This window comes from Citrobacter sp. R-1.5.2, from assembly GCF_035064245.1.
In the GTDB taxonomy this organism is placed as follows: domain Bacteria; phylum Pseudomonadota; class Gammaproteobacteria; order Enterobacterales; family Enterobacteriaceae; genus Citrobacter.
Genome location: NZ_JASEYC010000006.1, coordinates 114214 through 133090, shown reverse-complemented (window position 1 = coordinate 133090; position 18877 = coordinate 114214). Strand labels below are relative to the sequence as shown.

The following is an 18877-nucleotide window of genomic DNA, read 5'->3' as shown; positions in this document are numbered from 1 at the left end:
AACGTAATCCGCATTGCGGTTAATTGAAATGGAAAAAGTATGAAGAACTGGAAAACGCTGCTTCTCGGTATCGCCATGGTCGCGAATACCAGTTTCGCTGCCCCACAGGTGGTCGATAAAGTCGCAGCCGTCGTCAATAACGGCGTCGTTCTGGAAAGCGACGTCGATGGCTTAATGCAGTCAGTAAAACTTAATGCGGGTCAGGCAGGTCAGCAATTACCGGACGATGCCACGCTGCGTCATCAGATCCTGGAACGTTTGATCATGGATCAAATCGTTCTACAGATGGGTCAGAAGATGGGTGTAAAAATCTCTGATGAGCAGTTAGATCAGGCTATTGCCAACATTGCCAAGCAGAACAATATGACGCTGGATCAAATGCGCAGCCGTCTGGCTCAGGATGGTCTGAGTTATTCGACCTATCGCAACCAGATCCGTAAAGAGATGACCATCTCTGAAGTGCGTAATAATGAAGTTCGCCGTCGCGTCACGATCCTGCCACAGGAAGTTGATGCCCTGGCGCAGCAAGTTGGCAACCAAAATGATGCCAGCACTGAGCTGAACCTGAGCCACATTTTGATTCCATTACCGGAAAACCCAACGTCAGACCAGGTTAACCAGGCGGAAAGCCAGGCGCGTTCTGTGGTTGACGAAGCGCGTAGCGGTAGCGATTTTGGCAAGCTGGCCATCACCTATTCTGCTGACCAGCAGGCGCTGAAAGGCGGCCAGATGGGCTGGGGACGAATTCAGGAACTGCCCGGTATCTTTGCTCAGGCATTAAGCACCGCGAAAAAAGGCGATATTATTGGCCCGATTCGTTCAGGTGTCGGCTTCCATATTCTGAAAGTCAACGATATGCGTGGTCAGAGCCAGAGCGTCTCCGTGACTGAAGTTCATGCCCGCCATATTCTGCTGAAACCGTCGCCGATCATGACCGATCAACAGGCTCGCCTGAAACTGGAACAAATCGCGGCTGATATTAAGAGCGGTAAAACGACCTTTGCAGCAGCAGCAAAAGAGTTCTCTCAGGATCCGGGCTCAGCAAACCAGGGCGGTGACCTGGGTTGGGCTGCAGCCGATATTTTCGATCCTGCTTTCCGCGATGCACTGACCCGCCTGAACAAAGGTCAGATGAGCGCGCCGGTGCACTCTTCCTTCGGCTGGCATCTGATCGAGCTGCTGGATACGCGAAATGTTGATAAAACTGACGCGGCACAGAAAGACAGGGCTTATCGCATGCTGATGAACCGTAAATTCTCGGAAGAAGCAGCGACCTGGATGCAGGAACAACGCGCCAGTGCGTACGTTAAAATTCTGAGCAACTAATGACTCGAACTCAACGTGTTGTGATCACTCCCGGCGAACCTGCCGGGATTGGTCCGGACCTTGTGGTCCAGCTTGCACAGCGCGAGTGGCCGGTAGAACTCGTTGTTTGTGCTGATGCCACGCTACTCCGTGACCGGGCAGCCATGCTCGGTTTACCGCTCTCGCTCCTACCCTACTCTCCAGATACCCCAGCCAAACCACAATCAGCCGGTACGCTGACGCTATTGCCGGTTGCGCTGCGCCGCACGCCTGTCGTCGCGGGTCAACTGATGGTAGAGAATGGGCAATACGTCGTCGACACGCTGGCTCGTGCCTGCGATGGTTGTCTACAGGGCGAATTTGCAGCGCTGATAACCGGCCCCGTCCACAAAGGCGTGATCAATGACGCTGGCGTGCCGTTTACCGGGCATACTGAGTTTTTTGAAGACCGCTCACAGGCGAAGAAAGTCGTGATGATGCTGGCAACGGAAGAGCTGCGTGTTGCTCTGGCGACCACACATCTGCCGCTTAAAGCCGTTGCTGACGCCATTACCCCGGCATTATTGCGGGAAGTGATCGGCATTCTGCATCATGATTTACGTACCAAATTTGGCCTGAACGATCCGCATATTCTGGTTTGCGGCTTGAATCCGCATGCGGGAGAAGGCGGTCATATGGGGACGGAAGAAATAGACACCATCATCCCGGTACTGGATGAACTGCGTGCGCAGGGGATGAAATTAAACGGTCCACTGCCTGCAGATACCCTGTTTCAGCCCAAATATCTCAACAGCGCGGATGCCGTGCTGGCAATGTACCACGATCAGGGCCTCCCCGTGCTAAAATACCAGGGATTTGGTCGCGGAGTGAATATCACGCTGGGCCTGCCCTTTATTCGCACATCCGTTGATCACGGCACCGCACTCGAACTGGCGGGTCGTGGGCAAGCAGATGTCGGCAGTTTTATTACGGCGCTTAATCTCGCCATCAAAATGATTGTTAATACCAATGAATAATCGAGTCCATCAGGGCCATTTAGCCCGTAAACGTTTCGGGCAAAACTTCCTCAACGATCAGTTTGTGATCGAAAGTATTGTCTCTGCTATCAACCCGCAAAAGGGTCAGGCAATGGTCGAAATCGGCCCGGGCCTTGCTGCATTGACCGAGCCAGTTGGCGAACGTCTGGACAAGCTCACGGTCATCGAACTGGACCGCGATCTGGCTGCACGTCTGCAAACACACCCGTTTTTAGGGCCAAAGCTGACTATTTATCAGCAAGATGCCATGACCATGAACTTCGGTGAGCTATCACAAACGATGGGTCAGCCGCTGCGCGTATTTGGCAACCTGCCGTACAACATCTCCACACCGCTGATGTTCCATCTTTTTACCTATACTGATGCCATTGCCGACATGCATTTCATGTTGCAAAAAGAGGTGGTCAATCGTCTGGTTGCAGGGCCAAACAGTAAAGCGTATGGTCGATTAAGCGTCATGGCGCAATATTACTGCAATGTGATCCCGGTGCTCGAGGTTCCACCGTCGGCTTTCACACCAGCACCGAAAGTAGATTCCGCCGTTGTACGCCTGGTCCCTCACGCGACGATGCCGTACCCGGTTAAAGATGTTCGCGTCCTGAGCCGAATTACCACCGAAGCGTTTAATCAGCGCCGTAAAACGGTACGTAATAGCCTCGGTAATCTGTTCAGCGTTGAAGTACTGACAGAGTTGGGCATCGACCCGGCAATGCGAGCGGAAAATATCTCTGTCGCGCAATACTGCCGGATGGCTAACTATCTGTCAGAAAACGCGCCTTCGAAGGAGAGTTAAGCATGATCAATTCGCCCCGAGTGTGTATTCAGGTACAAAGCGTCTACATTGAGGCGCAATCCTCACCTGATGATGAACGTTACGTTTTTGCTTATACCGTGACTATCCGCAATTTGGGGCGAGCGCCAGTGCAGCTGTTGGGGCGTTATTGGTTGATAACCAATGGTCATGGGCGCGAAACCGAAGTTCAGGGTGAAGGTGTAGTTGGCGTTCAGCCTCACATCGAACCTGGCGAAGAGTACCAGTACACCAGCGGTGCCGTTATTGAAACACCGCTGGGCACCATGCAGGGTCATTACGAAATGATCGATGAGCAGGGCATCGCCTTTACTATCGATATTCCCGTATTCCGACTTGCCGTTCCAACACTCATTCATTAAAACAATATCTATGGCAACATACCTGATTGGCGACGTTCATGGTTGCTACGATGAACTGACAGCATTGCTGCATCAAGTAGACTTTACCCCTGGAAAAGACACCTTATGGCTCACCGGCGATTTGGTCGCACGTGGGCCAGGATCGCTGGACGTCCTGCGCTATGTGAAATCGCTGGGCGACAGCGTGCGCCTGGTATTGGGTAATCACGATTTACACCTGCTGGCTGTGTTTGCCGGAATCAGTCGTAATAAACCAAAAGACAGAGTCACATCGCTGCTCGAAGCACCGGATGCTGACGAATTAATTAACTGGCTTCGCCGTCAGCCGCTGCTGCAGGTAGACGAAGAGAAAAAACTGGTCATGGCGCATGCTGGCATTACCCCTCAATGGGATTTGCAGACCGCGAAAGACTGTGCACGGGACGTGGAAGCCGTGCTGTCGAGTGACTCTTATCCGTTTTTCCTTGATGCTATGTACGGCGACATGCCGAACAACTGGACGCCGGAGCTGACGGGGCTGGCCCGCCTGCGTTTTATTACTAACGCGTTTACCCGCATGCGTTACTGCTTCCCCAATGGCCAGTTAGATATGTACAGTAAAGAGTCGCCAGAAGATGCACCTGCCCCGCTAAAGCCGTGGTTTGCTATCCCCGGCCCCGTCAGTGAAGCCTATAGCATTGCATTTGGACACTGGGCATCGCTGGAGGGAAAAGGCACACCGGAAGGTATTTACGCGCTGGATACGGGCTGCTGTTGGGGGGGAGATCTCACCTGTCTGCGCTGGGAAGACAAGCAGTACTTTGTACAGCCGTCAAACCGCCATCTGAATCTGGACCCGGGCGAGGCGGTCAACGCCTGATAAGTCGTCTGCCGGATGCGGTGCTCGCACCTTATCCGGCCTACGCATATGTCACCCTGTAGGCCGGATAAGCGCAGCGCCATCCGGCAGTGACATGATTAACGACGCTCCAGAATCTCGAAGCAGTAGCTGTGGGAGTTTTGCGCGTCGGCATCGTGGAATTCGCTGAACACCGATTCCCAGTCATCCGGTTCGTAGTCCGGGAAATGCGTATCCCCTTCCACTTCCGCATCAATATGTGTCAGATACAGTTTCTGCGCTTTCGGCAGGAACTGCTCATACACGCGCCCACCACCAATCACCATAATTTCAGGTTCATCGCCACAGGCTGCAATCGCCTCATCGACAGACTTCACCCACTGCACGCGATCGTCGGTGCCGGGTTTGCTGCTGATGACGATATTTTTACGCCCAGGCAGCGGTCGCCCGATGGATTCCCAGGTATGGCGTCCCATGACAACCGGTTTGTTTAAGGTATTACGTTTAAACCAGGCGAGATCGGCAGGTAGGTTCCACGGCATGGCGTTCTCCATACCGATGACGCGATCTACCGCTAACGCCGCAATCAGACTGATCATTGATTATTTCCCGGATACAAAAAAATTGTCGCCACTATACGGAAAGCGCAATCTTTCGTCGACTAGCCAAAGGAAGATGTGCAGGAAAATTTTCTGTTCTGCTGGCGAGTCCGTGAATTCTGAGTGGACTCCCAGCATTACAGTCGTTCAAAAACAGTCAACTAGCAGTAAAGTTTGCAGAACATCACATTTTTCCCCTACGCTGACGGTTTCACTTCCGGCTCATCGGCGGTGTCGCCCGTATGTTTACCTTCATCCGTGCCTTGCCAGCCATGGCGTTGAATTAACGATAAATGTTGACGATCTTCGGCAATAATTTCACTCAGCATTGCGCTGGTACGCTTATATACAGCCGCACGGGAAATCGCGTCATCTTCGCCTTTCACCATCTCCTCAACCATCAATATATTGAAGCGCCGGAAGACGTCAGCGCGCTCACGTGCTTCATAACGCCCAAGCCCGAGACTTTCCAACGCCAGTCGTCCGGTTTTTAATGCGCCTTCGAAGGTTTCACGTTCCGGCATTTCCACCCCGGCCTGGCGCAGACGAATGTAGTGATCCACATCGCGCGCTCGGGCAATAATTTGCAGATGCGGGAAGTGATCTTTCACCATCTCGGTCAGTTGCAGGCTGGTTTGGGGATCGTCGATGGCATTAATGATCACTTCCGCTTTGGCTGCTCCCGCAGACTCCAGCAGATCCATTCGCGTCGCATCACCATAGAAAACCTTCATACCAAATTTGCGCAACGTCTCAACATGATCCGGATCGTGATCAAGGACCACCATCTTGACACCACTCGACAGCAGCAGACGACCGGTTATCTGCCCGAAGCGTCCAAATCCAGCGATGATGACTCGCGGTTGCTCTTCATCAATTTCATCTGCTTCACGTTCTTCACCGGTAGCCGATTTTTCCAGACGCGTCAGGACAACCAGTAAAATCGGCGTAGCCGCCATCGATAATGCCACCGCCAGCGTCAGTGCTTTCGCCCATTCGGGATCGAGCACATTTGCCATTTGCGCCGCGCCAAATACCACGAAAGCAAATTCACTGCCCTGCCCTAATAATACGGCAAACCAGCGACGCTGCTTACCCGGCACCTGTAATGGCCGGGCAATAAGCCACAGCATCACGGTTTTAATTACCAGGAAACCGACCAACAGAACGATAATACGCAATGGGTTATCAATCAGCGTACCAAAATCGATAGACATACCCACGCCGATGAAAAACAGCCCCAACAGCAGGCCTTTAAACGGCTCAATGTCGCTTTCCAACGCATGACGATACTCAGAGCTCGCCAACAGAACGCCCGCCAGAAACGCGCCCATCGCCATTGATAACCCGACTTCTTCCAGCAGCAAGCCAAAGCCGAAAACAAGAAACAGCGCGACGGCGCTGAACACTTCTCGCAGGCCCGAGCGGGCGACAAAACGCAATGCCGGACGCGTGACATAACGCCCTAACAGCACCACCAACGTCAGCGCCCCCGCCACTTTAAGCGCCGACAGCGCAAATGCCCCCAGTGTTGTCGATGCACCGCTCGTCGCCAGTAGTGGGATCATCGCCACCAGCGGAATGGCCGCGATATCCTGGAACAACAGCACGGCAAACGCGCTACGCCCCATTTGCGAAACCATCAGGTTACGTTCATTCATTGCCTGCATCGCAATCGCGGTGGATGAAAGCGCCAGCGTCATACCGATCAGCTCCGCCACCTGCCAGCGCAGTCCGAGGAACATACAGAACAGGCCAATCAGCCCTCCACAGACCACCATCTGCAGTGCACCGCCGCCAAACACCGAGGCCCGCAGCTTCCACAGACGCTGTGGATCCAGCTCCAGACCAATAACAAACAGCATCAGCACTACGCCGATTTCCGCAAAATGCAGGATAGATTCGGCGTCCGTCACCAGCCTCAAGCCCCACGGGCCGATAATGCACCCGGCGATGAGATAGCCCAACACCGACCCTAAACCCAGGCGCACGGCGATGGGTACAATCAGCGCTGCCGAACCGAGATAAATCAGCGCCTGTATCAGCGTATGACTATCCATGGTGTTCCTCCTGCCATTCCATCAGACGTTGTTTATAGTGGCGCGCCTGCGCCTGTAGCGTTTCATCATCACAGATGAACGTACAGTGCATGGCAAACGGTGGCAGCCATTTGAGTCCGCAGTATAACGCCGTGGCCTGTAAAGGCTGGGAAAGCACGTCAAACCCGGGGTGGGAACCGATATCAAAGTGGTTTTCACCGCCGCCAGTGGTTACTGCCCACATCAGGTGTTTGCCATGCAGCGCGGTGCCGCCGTGACCATACGCCCAGCCGTGGGAGAGGACCTTATCCATCCACAGTTTGAGTAACGGAGGTGTGCTGTACCATTGCATGGGATGTTGCCAGATAATCAGACTCGCACGTGACAGCGCGTCCTGTTCTGCGGCGATATCGATATTGAAATCAGGATAGAGTTCGTAGAGCGAACGAACCTCCACTCCCTCCAGTGTCCTTACCTGCTCAAGCATCCGCTTATTCGCATGCGAATGCTGCGGATAGGGATGTGCATAAATGATGAGAATCATGATTAGCCTGCGATCACTGCATTATTGTAATAACAGTGAGTTTAGTCAGTTAATCCGCAGGCTAAAAGCCAATATTATTGAGTAGATGAATGTAGAAAACTGAACTAGTTGTCCAGCTCGCTCATATTCTTAACCTGATCGCGGTTAATTTGTTCCGTCTTACCCGTTTCCGCATTTTTATACGAGACCAGGCCCGTATCTTCATCCACTTGCGGTTTGCCATCGGTGACGATCGTTTTACCGTCGGTCGTTTTGACCGCCTGATTAGAGGAACAACCGGCAACGGTAAACAGTGCTGCGGCGGTAAAAATGGAGGTGATCAGAATATGTTTTTGCATGGTGTTCTCCCTGCTTTTCAGTCATTTTCAGTGATATACCCGTTAACTGTAGGCTAACTAACTGAGTCACAGGGAAAATACAGAACACTCTTAGCCACTCGCTCTGGACATCGGTTTTCTACGAATCGTCATTTGACTGGTTTGCGTCAGCGTCAATCCTCGCGTTTCTGGCGCGAAGGCAATAGAAACCAGCAGGCCAATCAACGAAATCCCTGCCCCCATTAACATCACGGAGTTGATCCCATATTTCGTGATGAAGATCGGCAGTGCCCATGTTGAAACAATGGTTCCGATGCGGCTCAACGACATGATCACACCAACGGCAGACGCACGAATATCGGTAGGGAACAGTTCATTAGGATACAACCATTGCAGGTTCCCTGGCCCCCCAGAGAAAAACGCATACACAGCGAAGGCCAGCACCACCAGCCAGGCCCCCATATCCGGGATCAACCCCAGAGCGGCCAACGCCAGCGTCATCATGATAAAGCTGCCAATCAACAACGGCCGACGACCTACGCTATTGAGCCAGAACATCGGTGGAATACAGCCCAGCATGAAACACAGGCTGATCACCACATTCCCCAACGCGGCGCTTTTTCCAACACCAAGGCCCAGCAAGCCAACAATCTGCGGACCAAAAGTGTAAATAGCAAACATCGGGATCACCTGGCAGGTCCAGATAGCCGCGACAAACAAAACAAATGGAAAGTGACGACGATTAAACAACTGAAGAAAACGGGTTTCCTGTGGCGCTTCTTCGTCGAACACCACCGGTTCGCCGAACAGTTTGATCATCATCGCTTCACACTCTTTCACCCGGCCTTTGCGCAACAGCCAGCGCGGCGATTCAGGAAGATCAAAACGGCCAATCAGGATCAAAATGCAGGGGATCACCGCGCTGCCGAGCATCCAACGCCATCCGCCCTCAACATCGTACAGCCAGTAGCCGACCAGATCGGCGCAGGTGGCACCGACATACCACATCGCGGCAATAAAACCGATGGAGAACGCGCGTTGACGGGTATTGGAAAACTCGGTGATCATCGAGGTCGCAATCGGGTAATCGGCGCCAATAACCACCCCAATTAATACACGCATCACTAACAACTCAACGGGCGAGGTCACAAACATCGTCGCCGCCGATATCACGCCAATGGCGATAATATCGATGATGAACATTTTGCGCCGCCCGACCTTATCGGAAATGTAACCAAACAGCGACGTACCGACAAATAGCCCGGCCAACGTTCCGGCACCCAGCAGGCCAATCCACTCGGCATCCAGTTTTAACGCTGGCGTGAGCTGCTCCAGCGCAACACCAATCATCACCAGCACATATCCATCCAGGAATGGTCCACCGCTGCCCCACAGCATTATCCGGCGGTGAATAGAGGTAAATTTGATGTCATCAAAGTTCCTGGGCTGCTGCATAGCGACTTCCTGTTTCAACACGGGCAAAGCGTCATCTGTAGGCCGGATAAGGCGTTTACGCCGCCATCCGGCATTGGCGCCACATGATTGCCGGATGGCGATGCTACCGCATCTTATCCGGCCTACGGGGCACAACCTCGTACTTATTAGCCGTAGCGGAACTCCACGCCAAACGTCCCGCGCGGGTATTCCCATTTCTCCAGCGCCGTATCAAGTCCGAGAATTCGGCACGTCCCGCACTCAAGGCACCCGGCATAATCAAAACGCACGCTGCCATCATCCTGCTTTTTATACAGCCCCGCCGGACAGGCCTTAATCAGCACCTCCAGTACCTGTTTATCCGGCTGCGTTTTCAGAATGATATGTGGGCTCTCTTCATCCACATTGAATTTATTGACGCCCAGTTTGACGTCCACATTGACGGGAGATGTCATAATACGGTCACTCCTTTCAGGCCATCTTTCATCAGGTTGATGAAACCCACTTTCTTCGCATGGCGCAGGATTTTTTTACGCATGGGCACCGGAGCGGAACCATCGACGGTGAATAGATCGCGGGCAATACTGACCGCCATTTCGGGATAGGCGGTAAACATGCGTGGATTATCAAGAAATGCAGGCAGCTTTTGATACATGCGCATGTCGCGCATCGGGCCATCATCCAGGTGCTGATGGTATTCACCGAGCGACTGTTTGCTAAAGTCGTCACGCGTCATGGCAGAAAGCACTGTCTTCGCCGCGGCCTCACCTGCCGATATCGCTAAATCCATACCGCGGATGGTGAAGCCGAGATTCATACACATCCCGGCAGCATCACCGGCAATCAGGACGCCATCGCCTACCAGCTCAGGCTGCATATTCATTCCGGCTTCAGGTACGACGTGCGCGGCGTATTCCACCAGCTTGCCACCGGCAATCAGCGGCGCTACAGCCGGATGCTGTTTGAAATCTTCCAGCATTTGCGGGACCGATTTTTTCGCGTCTTTCAGATGATGAAGACCACAGACCAGACCCAGAGAGAGCGTTGTTTCATTTGTATACAGGAAGCCGCCTCCCATCAGGCCATCGGTTGGCGACCCGGCAAACAGACAGGCGGCGCCTTCGTTACCCTGCAACTGAAAGCGATCCTCAATCACCGACTTTGGCAACTCGATCAGCTCTTTCACGCCAACGGCGACATGTGCAGCCTGAACGCGCTTTGCCATTCCCAACTTTTCTGCCAACAGAGAATTCACCCCATCGGCAAGGATCACCACTTTCGCTTCCAGAATATCGCCATCGGCTTCCACGCCCACGACTTTGCCATCGCGCTGCACGACGTTATCCACACGAATACCGGTAATGAGCTGAGCGCCGGCTTCTTCGGCCTGCTCCATCAGCCAGGCGTCAAACTTACTGCGTAATACGGAGTAAGAAACCTGCGACGATGCAGCATCCTCACCGTTGCAATAGTCGATAGTCATCGCCCCTTTGTCGGTCATAAAGGCGAGTTTTTCGTGGGTAATCACACGTTCAATCGGGGCTTGTTCGGCAAAGCCTGGGATAATGCGCTCCAGACTATGCGCATACATGCGCCCGCCGGTGACATTCTTCGCGCCAGCAGAATTTCCGCGCTCGATAACCAACACTTGTGCGCCTTCGCGGGCGAGCACCAGCGCCGCAACCGAACCGGCCAGGCCTGCACCCACGATGATGGCATCAAAGATATCTTCGGACATAACAAACTCCTCTCTGCAGCAGGGTACTCTCGTACCCTGCCCGATATGGTTTAGCGCGCTAAGGCGGCCGTCAGCGCAGGCAGGATCTTCAGTGCATCACCAACGATGCCGAAATCCGCGTACTGGAAGATCGGTGCATTTTTGTCTTTGTTGATAGCGAAGATTGTCTGCGCGCCGTTGGCGCCAACCATATGTTGGATCTGCCCGGAGATCCCCACGGCCAGATACAGTTCAGGTTTCAACATCAGGTTAGAAATACCAACGTAACGCTCGTGTTCCATCCACTTCTCGTTCTCCGCTACCGGGCGGGAACAGGCCAGCTCAGCGCCAATCGTCTGACACAGCGCTTCAGCCAGAGAGATATTTTCTTTGCTGCCGATACCACGTCCCACGCTGACCACCAGACGAGCCTTGTCAAGATCGACACTGTTGCTCTGACGCGCCTGAGTTGCCGTACGGGTCACGGCAATGGCCGGAGCCTGCCATTGCACGGTGTGCATCTCGCCGTTACGGGAGGTATCTGGCTGTTGGGCGTCAAATGTCCCGCTACTAAGCGTCAGTACGGCAAACGGTGACGCGATGGTTTCCGCTCCCATTGCCAGGCCACCGTAGACCATATGTTTGACCGCTGCTTTCCCGTCCTGCAATGTCACTGCACTGGCATCATTGGAAACTGCCGCTGACAAACGAAAACCCAGTTTTGCCGCTAACAACTTGCCGCGACGCGTATTCGGTAGCAGTACCGCACCCCCTTCGCTGTGCTGACGAATCGTCTCAGCCATTACCCCGGCATAATCCTCCACCATGCGATCTTCTGGTTTACCGCTAAGCAACCAGGCATGATCCGCACCCAATTGGAATGCCATCGCGCTATCAGCGTCATTCAGTACGAATGTGTTAACCTTTTCACCTAAAGCCTGCGCACCACTCATCAGTTCCGGCAGACGAGAAGGGGTATCGCTGAATACCCAGACACTGGAAAACTTGTTCATAACATCCCCTGATAATTAAATGATTTTGCGAAGATTCTCGACAAATGCGGCAATCTGTTCTTCACCGTCGCCTTCAATCACAACGCGTTGACGCTCGCGTTGTTTCGGTGCGGCAACCTGTTGTACGGAATACGCCTGTGCGCCAGTAAATCCAATGTCCGCTGGCGACCAGACCTGAACCGGCTTTTTCGCTGCACCGAGAATGGCTTTCATCGAAGGGATTTGTGGCGTGTTGATGTCAGTTGAGACCGCAATCACCGCCGGCAGCGGTATGCTCAGGGTCTCAATTTCATCTTCCAGTTCGCGTTCTACTGTAAGGGTGTTATCCGTTAGGGACAGGATCTTGCTTACACCGTTAATCGCCGGGATATTCAGTGCTTCGCCCACCAGCAGACCAACCTGCTGTGCGTACAAATCGGAAGAACCATCACCACAGATAATCAGATCAAAGCCTGATTTTTGTGCGGCAGCGGCCAGTGCGCTCGCGGTATGTTGTGGCAGCGCCTGTTCAAACTGCTCGTCAATCACCACAATCAGTTCATCAGGGCCACGGGAGAGCACATCTTTACGCCCTTTGGCGTTGGTCAGTGCTTTTCCCCCCACGCTCATGGCGACAACCTGTGCTTCTCCTTGCTGCTGTTTTAACTGACACGCAGCTTCGATTGCATTCAGATCATATTGGCTGATTTTGCCATCCGCTTTACTGAAATCCAGTGAACCGTCAGCATTATTAATTGCAATATCCTGTTCATCAGGTACGCATTTGTAGCAAGTAATTATCTTCATTGCATCTCCAGAAATCATGAAGGAAACGTTATTTATATCGGCGGTGTTAAATACAAATATCACGCTCTTTAATTCGGAAATAAAACATTAATCACCAATATTGAAAATGTCACACATTGATATTCATAACTTTCAATAGTGTTATGCATCTCACCAATATTGAAAGAAACGTGTCAAAAAGGAAAATTTTCAATATTGTTTGCTGGTTCAACAATATTGAAAGATAAACACTTAAAAAAGTTAAAAAACCAATCACAAACAATTGAATATCAAGGATTAATATTGATATTTAAGCCAAAATTGCCAGCATAAAAAATCGTGATACACATCACAGAACCACCCGTTACGAATACCCATTATGAGTTACTCACTGAGGCGCCCCAGAGGTTAAATAGTTATCAACAAATCATTAATAATAAATAAACAAAAGATTACAAACGGGAACGCTAAATAAATTTCGTTTTCACACTGGAATTCAATTATGAAAAATGAAAAGAGAAAGTCGGGAATTGAACCTAAGGTTTTCTTTCCGCCATTAATAATTGTCGGGATACTTTGCTGGCTAACAGTAAGAGATCTTGATGCCGCTAATGTGGTTATTAATGCGGTATTTAGTTATGTCACCAATGTCTGGGGTTGGGCATTTGAATGGTATATGGTCATCATGCTCTTCGGCTGGTTCTGGCTGGTTTTTGGTCCGTACGCCAAAAAGAAATTAGGCGACGAAAAACCAGAATTTAGCACCGCCAGCTGGATTTTTATGATGTTCGCTTCCTGTACATCCGCTGCCGTACTGTTCTGGGGCTCGATAGAGATCTACTACTATATCTCTACGCCCCCCTTTGCTCTCGCCCCGAACTCGACAGGTGCGAAAGAGATAGGCCTGGCATACAGCCTGTTCCACTGGGGGCCGCTGCCATGGGCAACCTATAGCTTCCTCTCCGTTGCCTTCGCCTACTTCTTCTTTGTGCGCAAAATGGACGTCATCCGCCCCAGCTCTACACTGGTGCCGCTGGTTGGCGAAAAGCATGCAAAGGGCTTGTTCGGAACGATCGTCGATAACTTCTATCTGGTGGCGCTGATCTTTGCGATGGGTACCAGTCTCGGTCTGGCGACACCGCTGGTAACCGAGTGTATGCAGTACCTGTTCGGCATTCCGCATACGCTGCAATTAGATGCCATCATCATTACCTGCTGGATCATCCTGAACGCTATTTGCGTAGCCTGTGGCCTGCAAAAAGGGGTCAAGATCGCCAGTGATGTGCGTAGCTACCTGAGTTTCCTGATGCTCGGTTGGGTGTTTATCGTCAGCGGTGCCAGCTTCATCATGAACTACTTCACCGACTCCGTCGGGATGCTGCTGATGTATTTGCCGCGCATGTTGTTCTATACCGATGCTATCGGCAAAGGCGGATTCCCGCAGGGCTGGACCGTCTTCTACTGGGCATGGTGGGTCATTTACGCCATCCAGATGAGTATCTTCCTTGCACGTATTTCTCGTGGTCGTACCGTACGTGAACTGTGTTTCGGGATGGTGCTGGGTCTGACCGCTTCGACCTGGATCCTGTGGACTGTCCTTGGCAGTAACACGCTGCTGCTGATGGATAAAAACATCCTCAATATCCCGCAGTTGATTGAACAACACGGTGTGGCGCGCGCCATTATCGAAACCTGGGCCGCCTTACCATTTAGCACCGCCACGATGTGGGGATTCTTTATCCTCTGCTTCATTGCCACTGTCACTCTGATTAACGCCTGTTCCTATACCCTGGCGATGTCGACCTGTCGCGAAGTTCGCGACGGTGAAGAACCACCGCTGCTGGTCCGTATCGGGTGGTCCGTCCTGGTGGGCATCATCGGTATTGTTCTGCTGGCACTGGGAGGATTGAAGCCGATTCAAACTGCCATCATTGCCGGGGGATGTCCGCTGTTCTTCGTCAACATCATGGTAACGCTGTCCTTTATTAAAGACGCCAAAGTGCACTGGAAAGACAAGTAATTCTCATTAACCCAATTGATCAAGAGGCTGAAAGATGGATTTCAACTTAAATGACGAACAGGAACTGTTTGTCGCCGGTATTCGTGAACTGATGGCCAGTGAGAACTGGGAAGCTTATTTTGCCGAGTGCGATCGCGACAGCGTCTATCCAGAACGTTTTGTAAAAGCACTGGCGGATATGGGGATTGATAGCCTGCTGATCCCGGAAGAACACGGTGGTCTGGAAGCGGGTTTCGTCACCGTTGCCGCCGTCTGGATGGAACTGGGTCGTCTTGGCGCACCGACTTACGTGTTGTACCAATTGCCAGGAGGTTTTAACACTTTCCTGCGTGAAGGCACACAGGAGCAAATTGATAAAATCATGGCGTTCCAGGGAACCGGTAAGCAGATGTGGAACTCCGCGATCACCGAACCGGGAGCGGGATCAGATGTCGGTAGTCTGAAAACCACTTATACACGTAAAAATGGTAAGGTTTATCTTAATGGCAGTAAGTGTTTTATCACCAGTAGCGCCTATACCCCGTATATCGTGGTGATGGCGAGAGATGGTGCATCGCCGGATAAACCTGTTTATACCGAGTGGTTTGTTGACATGAGCAAAGCAGGTATCAAGGTCAACAAGCTGGAGAAACTTGGTCTGCGCATGGATAGCTGCTGTGAAATCACCTTTGATGACGTCGAACTGGATGAGAAAGACATGTTCGGTCGGGAAGGTAATGGTTTCAACCGCGTAAAAGAAGAGTTTGACCACGAACGTTTCCTCGTCGCTCTGACCAACTACGGTACGGCAATGTGCGCCTTTGAAGACGCAGCGCGCTACGCTAATCAGCGTGTACAGTTTGGCGAAACTATCGGCCGTTTCCAGCTGATTCAGGAGAAGTTTGCGCATATGGCGATCAAACTGAACTCCATGAAAAACATGCTACTGGAAGCCGCATGGAAAGCGGATAACGGCACCATTACCTCGGGTGACGCGGCAATGTGCAAATACTTCTGCGCCAATGCCGCGTTCGAAGTGGTAGACAGCGCTATGCAGGTACTGGGTGGCGTGGGTATCGCGGGCAACCATCGCATTACCCGTTTCTGGCGTGACCTGCGTGTTGACCGTGTTTCTGGTGGTTCTGACGAAATGCAGATCCTGACGTTGGGTCGTGCGGTACTCAAGCAATACCGCTAAGTGGGATGCCGGATGGCGCTGTGCTTATCCGGCCTACAACTAACTGCCAGGAGCAAAAGAATGAATCATTTACCAATGCCAACCTTTGGGCCGCTTGCCGGGCTGCGGGTTGTCTTTTCAGGAATTGAAATTGCCGGGCCGTTCGCTGGGCAAATGTTTGCCGAATGGGGTGCGGAAGTTATCTGGATAGAGAACGTGGCATGGGCCGATACCATCCGCGTGCAACCCAACTACCCGCAGCTTTCACGCCGTAACCTGCACGCACTCTCGCTCAATATTTTCAAAGATGAAGGCCGGGAAGCATTTCTGAAATTAATGGAAACCACCGACATATTCATCGAAGCCAGTAAGGGCCCGGCCTTTGCCCGTCGCGGCATTACTGATGAGGTATTGTGGGAGCATAACCCGAAACTGGTTATCGCCCACCTTTCCGGCTTCGGTCAGTTTGGCACCGAGGAGTACACCAATCTTCCGGCTTATAACACCATCGCGCAGGCATTCAGCGGCTATCTGATCCAAAACGGCGACGTTGATCAACCTATGCCCGCCTTCCCATACACCGCCGATTACTTTTCTGGCATGACCGCAACCACCGCCGCGCTGGCTGCGCTGCACAAAGTGCGCGAAACAGGGAAAGGGGAAAGCATTGACGTTGCCATGTACGAAGTGATGCTGCGTATGGGTCAGTACTTCATGATGGATTACTTCAACGGCGGCGAAATTTGCCCGCGCATGACCAAAGGTAAAGACCCCTACTACGCCGGTTGCGGTCTGTATAAATGTGCTGATGGCTACATCGTTATGGAACTGGTTGGTATCACGCAAATCAACGAGTGCTTTAAAGATATTGGTCTGGCTCACATCCTCGGTACCCCTGAAGTCCCGGAAGGCACTCAGCTTATCCATCGCGTTGAATGCCCATACGGCCCATTAGTCGAAGAAAAACTGGATGCCTGGCTGGCGGAACACACGATTGCCGAGGTCCAGGCACGCTTTGCCGAGCTGAACATCGCTTGCGCGAAAGTACTGACTATTCCAGAACTGGAAGGCAACCCGCAGTACGTTGCCCGTGAATCCATTACTCAGTGGCAAACGATGGATGGTCGCACCTGCAAAGGGCCAAACATCATGCCGAAATTCAAAAATAATCCGGGGAAAATCTGGCGTGGCATGCCATCACACGGCATGGATACCGCCGCCATTCTGAAAAATATCGGTTATAGCGAAGCAGACATAAATGAGCTGGTCGGCAAAGGCCTGGCCAGGGTTGAGGAATAAACGCGACGCGCTAACCCACGGGTTTGGTTAGCGCTCACGCCTGTTTTCAGTGGATAAAGCAATATGGATATCGTTGGCGGACAAAACTTACGTCAGATGTGGGACGACCTGGCCGGGGCGTACGGAGATAAAACGGCACTTATTTTCGAATCCTGCGAAGGAAACGTTCAGCAGTTTAGCTATGCCTCGCTCAATGAAGAGATTAACCGCACGGCAAACCTGTTCCATTCCTTAGGGGTCCGCAAGGGCGATAAGGTCGCATTGCATCTGGATAACTGTCCGGAGTTTATTTTTTGCTGGTTTGGACTGGCAAAAATCGGTGCCATTATGGTCCCGATCAATGCCCGTCTGCTGGGTGAAGAAAGCGCCTGGATCCTGCGAAACAGTCAGGTGCGCCTGCTGGTCACCAGCGCCCAGTTTTATCCTATGTACCGCCAGATACGCCTGGAAAACGAGACACCACTGAATCACATCTGTCTGATTGGCGATCGGCTTCCGGCGGATGACGGTGTGAGCCACTTTTCCCTCCTGAAAGACCGACAGTCGGCCACGCTATGCTATACACCTGCGCTATCCACTGACGACACGGCAGAAATTCTGTTTACCTCAGGCACCACCTCGCGGCCTAAAGGGGTGGTGATTACCCACTACAACCTGCGTTTTGCAGGTTACTACTCTGCCTGGCAGATCGCCCTGCGCGATGATGATGTGTACATGACGGTGATGCCCGCCTTCCATATCGACTGCCAGTGCACGGCTGCAATGCCGGCATTTTCATCAGGGAGCACTTTCGTGCTGATTGAGAAGTACAGCGCCCGGGGCTTCTGGGACCAGGTACGTAAATATCAAGCGACGGTGACGGAATGCATCCCGATGATGATCAGAACGCTGATGGTACAGCCCGCCTCACCGACGGACAGGCAACATCATCTACGTGAAGTGATGTTCTACCTCAACTTATCAGAGCAGGAAAAAGACGACTTTACCGGTCGCTTTGGTGTCAGGCTGCTGACCTCCTACGGTATGACAGAAACTATCGTCGGCATTATTGGCGACCGTCCAGGAGACAAACGGCGCTGGCCTTCAATTGGTCGTGTCGGCTTTAGCTATGAAGCAGAAATCCGCGACGACCAAAACCGCCCCCTGCCCGCCGGTGAAATTGGTGAAATATGCATTAAAGGCGTGCCGGGTAAAACGATTTTTAAAGAGTACTACGCTCAGCCAGAAGCAACGGCTAAAGCGCTGGAGCCGGAGGGCTGGCTACATACCGGTGATTCGGGTTACCAGGACGAGGATGGCTTTTTTTATTTTGTCGACAGACGCTGCAATATGATTAAACGCGGCGGAGAAAATGTCTCTTGCGTTGAGCTGGAAAATATCATTTCTGCACATCCGAAAATTCAGGACATTGTTGTTGTCGGTATCAAGGACACTATCCGTGATGAAGCGATTAAAGCATTTATTGTCCTGAATGAAGGTGAAACATTAAGCGAGGCCGAGTTTTTCAGCTTCTGCGAACACAATATGGCGAAATTTAAGGTTCCCTCTTTTATGGAGATCAGAACCGACCTGCCGCGAAATTGTTCAGGGAAAATAATTAAAAAAAATCTGAAATAACCTC

At 52.1% G+C, this 18877-nt stretch carries 18 protein-coding genes; 9 read left to right on the top strand and 9 right to left on the bottom strand.

The annotated features are described in order from the left end of the window. Positions 1–39 precede the first annotated feature (39 nt). From surA to apaH, 5 genes are read left to right on the top strand one after another with little or no spacing between them, the layout of a single operon-like run. Positions 40–1326 (top strand): peptidylprolyl isomerase SurA, encoded by a 1287-nt coding sequence (surA, locus tag QMN38_RS13075; RefSeq protein WP_271440473.1) that lies wholly within the window; start codon positions 40–42, stop codon positions 1324–1326. Beyond that, positions 1326–2321 (top strand): 4-hydroxythreonine-4-phosphate dehydrogenase PdxA, encoded by a 996-nt coding sequence (gene pdxA / locus QMN38_RS13070; protein ID WP_271440472.1) that lies wholly within the window; start codon positions 1326–1328, stop codon positions 2319–2321. The genes surA and pdxA overlap by 1 nt, the downstream gene beginning before the upstream one ends. Further along, positions 2314–3135, top strand: coding sequence for a 16S rRNA (adenine(1518)-N(6)/adenine(1519)-N(6))-dimethyltransferase RsmA (gene rsmA / locus QMN38_RS13065; RefSeq protein WP_048212723.1), 822 nt, complete (start codon positions 2314–2316; stop codon positions 3133–3135). Before pdxA ends, rsmA begins: the two co-directional genes overlap by 8 nt. Positions 3136–3137: 2 nt before the next feature. Next, the gene (gene apaG / locus QMN38_RS13060) at positions 3138–3515 is read left to right on the top strand and encodes a Co2+/Mg2+ efflux protein ApaG (protein WP_003018867.1); all 378 of its coding nucleotides are present in this window, start codon (positions 3138–3140) and stop codon (positions 3513–3515) included. 10 nt (positions 3516–3525) lie between these two features. Next, positions 3526–4374, top strand: a complete 849-nt coding sequence (gene apaH, locus QMN38_RS13055; protein ID WP_271449973.1) for a bis(5'-nucleosyl)-tetraphosphatase (symmetrical) ApaH — start codon at positions 3526–3528, stop codon at positions 4372–4374. A gap of 98 nt (positions 4375–4472) precedes the next feature. On the opposite strand, the gene folA is transcribed toward apaH, so the two are convergent. The 9 genes from folA to QMN38_RS13010 all read right to left on the bottom strand — a co-directional run bounded on the left by folA (position 4473) and on the right by QMN38_RS13010 (position 12802). Beyond that, positions 4473–4952 carry a type 3 dihydrofolate reductase gene (gene folA / locus QMN38_RS13050; RefSeq protein ID WP_003018873.1) on the bottom strand — a complete coding sequence of 160 codons (480 nt, stop codon included), beginning with the start codon at positions 4950–4952 and terminating at the stop codon, positions 4473–4475. Between the two features lie 197 nt (positions 4953–5149). Beyond that, positions 5150–7012, bottom strand: a complete 1863-nt coding sequence (kefC, locus tag QMN38_RS13045) for a glutathione-regulated potassium-efflux system protein KefC (RefSeq protein WP_271457049.1) — start codon at positions 7010–7012, stop codon at positions 5150–5152. Next, complete coding sequence (gene kefF / locus QMN38_RS13040; protein WP_048212726.1) at positions 7005–7535, bottom strand: glutathione-regulated potassium-efflux system oxidoreductase KefF; 531 nt, start codon at positions 7533–7535, stop codon at positions 7005–7007. The genes kefC and kefF overlap by 8 nt, the downstream gene beginning before the upstream one ends. Before the next feature lie 104 nt (positions 7536–7639). Then, positions 7640–7873 (bottom strand): YgdI/YgdR family lipoprotein, encoded by a 234-nt coding sequence (locus QMN38_RS13035; RefSeq protein ID WP_271440470.1) that lies wholly within the window; start codon positions 7871–7873, stop codon positions 7640–7642. Positions 7874–7963: 90 nt separating this feature from the next. Continuing rightward, positions 7964–9307, bottom strand: a complete 1344-nt coding sequence (locus tag QMN38_RS13030; RefSeq protein ID WP_323605185.1) for an MFS transporter — start codon at positions 9305–9307, stop codon at positions 7964–7966. A gap of 146 nt (positions 9308–9453) precedes the next feature. Next, positions 9454–9741 (bottom strand): ferredoxin-like protein FixX, encoded by a 288-nt coding sequence (fixX, locus tag QMN38_RS13025; RefSeq protein WP_096758345.1) that lies wholly within the window; start codon positions 9739–9741, stop codon positions 9454–9456. Beyond that, the gene (locus tag QMN38_RS13020) at positions 9738–11024 is read right to left on the bottom strand and encodes an FAD-dependent oxidoreductase (RefSeq protein WP_271449976.1); all 1287 of its coding nucleotides are present in this window, start codon (positions 11022–11024) and stop codon (positions 9738–9740) included. Before QMN38_RS13020 ends, fixX begins: the two co-directional genes overlap by 4 nt. Before the next feature lie 50 nt (positions 11025–11074). Beyond that, complete coding sequence (locus QMN38_RS13015) at positions 11075–12016, bottom strand: electron transfer flavoprotein subunit alpha/FixB family protein (protein ID WP_271454653.1); 942 nt, start codon at positions 12014–12016, stop codon at positions 11075–11077. Between the two features lie 15 nt (positions 12017–12031). Beyond that, a complete protein-coding gene (locus QMN38_RS13010) occupies positions 12032–12802 on the bottom strand; it encodes an electron transfer flavoprotein FixA (RefSeq protein WP_323605184.1) in 771 nt (256 codons plus the stop codon). A 481-nt stretch (positions 12803–13283) separates the two neighbouring features. On the opposite strand from QMN38_RS13010, the gene caiT reads away from it, so the two are divergent. The 4 genes from caiT (at position 13284) to caiC (ending at position 18873) form a co-directional block, all read left to right on the top strand. Continuing rightward, complete coding sequence (gene caiT, locus QMN38_RS13005; RefSeq protein WP_271440464.1) at positions 13284–14801, top strand: L-carnitine/gamma-butyrobetaine antiporter; 1518 nt, start codon at positions 13284–13286, stop codon at positions 14799–14801. Positions 14802–14835: 34 nt separating this feature from the next. After that, complete coding sequence (caiA, locus tag QMN38_RS13000) at positions 14836–15978, top strand: crotonobetainyl-CoA dehydrogenase (protein ID WP_137383761.1); 1143 nt, start codon at positions 14836–14838, stop codon at positions 15976–15978. A 60-nt stretch (positions 15979–16038) separates the two neighbouring features. Then, positions 16039–17256 (top strand): L-carnitine CoA-transferase, encoded by a 1218-nt coding sequence (gene caiB, locus QMN38_RS12995; RefSeq protein WP_271440463.1) that lies wholly within the window; start codon positions 16039–16041, stop codon positions 17254–17256. 63 nt (positions 17257–17319) lie between these two features. Further along, positions 17320–18873, top strand: coding sequence for a crotonobetaine/carnitine-CoA ligase (caiC, locus tag QMN38_RS12990; RefSeq protein WP_323605183.1), 1554 nt, complete (start codon positions 17320–17322; stop codon positions 18871–18873). Positions 18874–18877 lie beyond the last annotated feature (4 nt).

Excerpts from the sequence above, each read along its gene's own strand:
- caiB (WP_271440463.1), top strand. The coding sequence starts at position 16,039 with ATGAATCATTTACCAATGCCAACCTTTGGGCCGCTTGCCGGGCTGCGG.
- folA (WP_003018873.1), bottom strand. The coding sequence starts at position 4,952 with ATGATCAGTCTGATTGCGGCGTTAGCGGTAGATCGCGTCATCGGTATG.
- QMN38_RS13035 (WP_271440470.1), bottom strand. The coding sequence starts at position 7,873 with ATGCAAAAACATATTCTGATCACCTCCATTTTTACCGCCGCAGCACTG.
- QMN38_RS13020 (WP_271449976.1), bottom strand. The coding sequence starts at position 11,024 with ATGTCCGAAGATATCTTTGATGCCATCATCGTGGGTGCAGGCCTGGCC.
- caiC (WP_323605183.1), top strand. The coding sequence starts at position 17,320 with ATGGATATCGTTGGCGGACAAAACTTACGTCAGATGTGGGACGACCTG.
- caiA (WP_137383761.1), top strand. The coding sequence starts at position 14,836 with ATGGATTTCAACTTAAATGACGAACAGGAACTGTTTGTCGCCGGTATT.
- fixX (WP_096758345.1), bottom strand. The coding sequence starts at position 9,741 with ATGACATCTCCCGTCAATGTGGACGTCAAACTGGGCGTCAATAAATTC.
- QMN38_RS13030 (WP_323605185.1), bottom strand. The coding sequence starts at position 9,307 with ATGCAGCAGCCCAGGAACTTTGATGACATCAAATTTACCTCTATTCAC.
- kefF (WP_048212726.1), bottom strand. The coding sequence starts at position 7,535 with ATGATTCTCATCATTTATGCACATCCCTATCCGCAGCATTCGCATGCG.
- apaG (WP_003018867.1), top strand. The coding sequence starts at position 3,138 with ATGATCAATTCGCCCCGAGTGTGTATTCAGGTACAAAGCGTCTACATT.
- kefC (WP_271457049.1), bottom strand. The coding sequence starts at position 7,012 with ATGGATAGTCATACGCTGATACAGGCGCTGATTTATCTCGGTTCGGCA.
- apaH (WP_271449973.1), top strand. The coding sequence starts at position 3,526 with ATGGCAACATACCTGATTGGCGACGTTCATGGTTGCTACGATGAACTG.
- surA (WP_271440473.1), top strand. The coding sequence starts at position 40 with ATGAAGAACTGGAAAACGCTGCTTCTCGGTATCGCCATGGTCGCGAAT.
- pdxA (WP_271440472.1), top strand. The coding sequence starts at position 1,326 with ATGACTCGAACTCAACGTGTTGTGATCACTCCCGGCGAACCTGCCGGG.
- QMN38_RS13015 (WP_271454653.1), bottom strand. The coding sequence starts at position 12,016 with ATGAACAAGTTTTCCAGTGTCTGGGTATTCAGCGATACCCCTTCTCGT.
- rsmA (WP_048212723.1), top strand. The coding sequence starts at position 2,314 with ATGAATAATCGAGTCCATCAGGGCCATTTAGCCCGTAAACGTTTCGGG.
- QMN38_RS13010 (WP_323605184.1), bottom strand. The coding sequence starts at position 12,802 with ATGAAGATAATTACTTGCTACAAATGCGTACCTGATGAACAGGATATT.
- caiT (WP_271440464.1), top strand. The coding sequence starts at position 13,284 with ATGAAAAATGAAAAGAGAAAGTCGGGAATTGAACCTAAGGTTTTCTTT.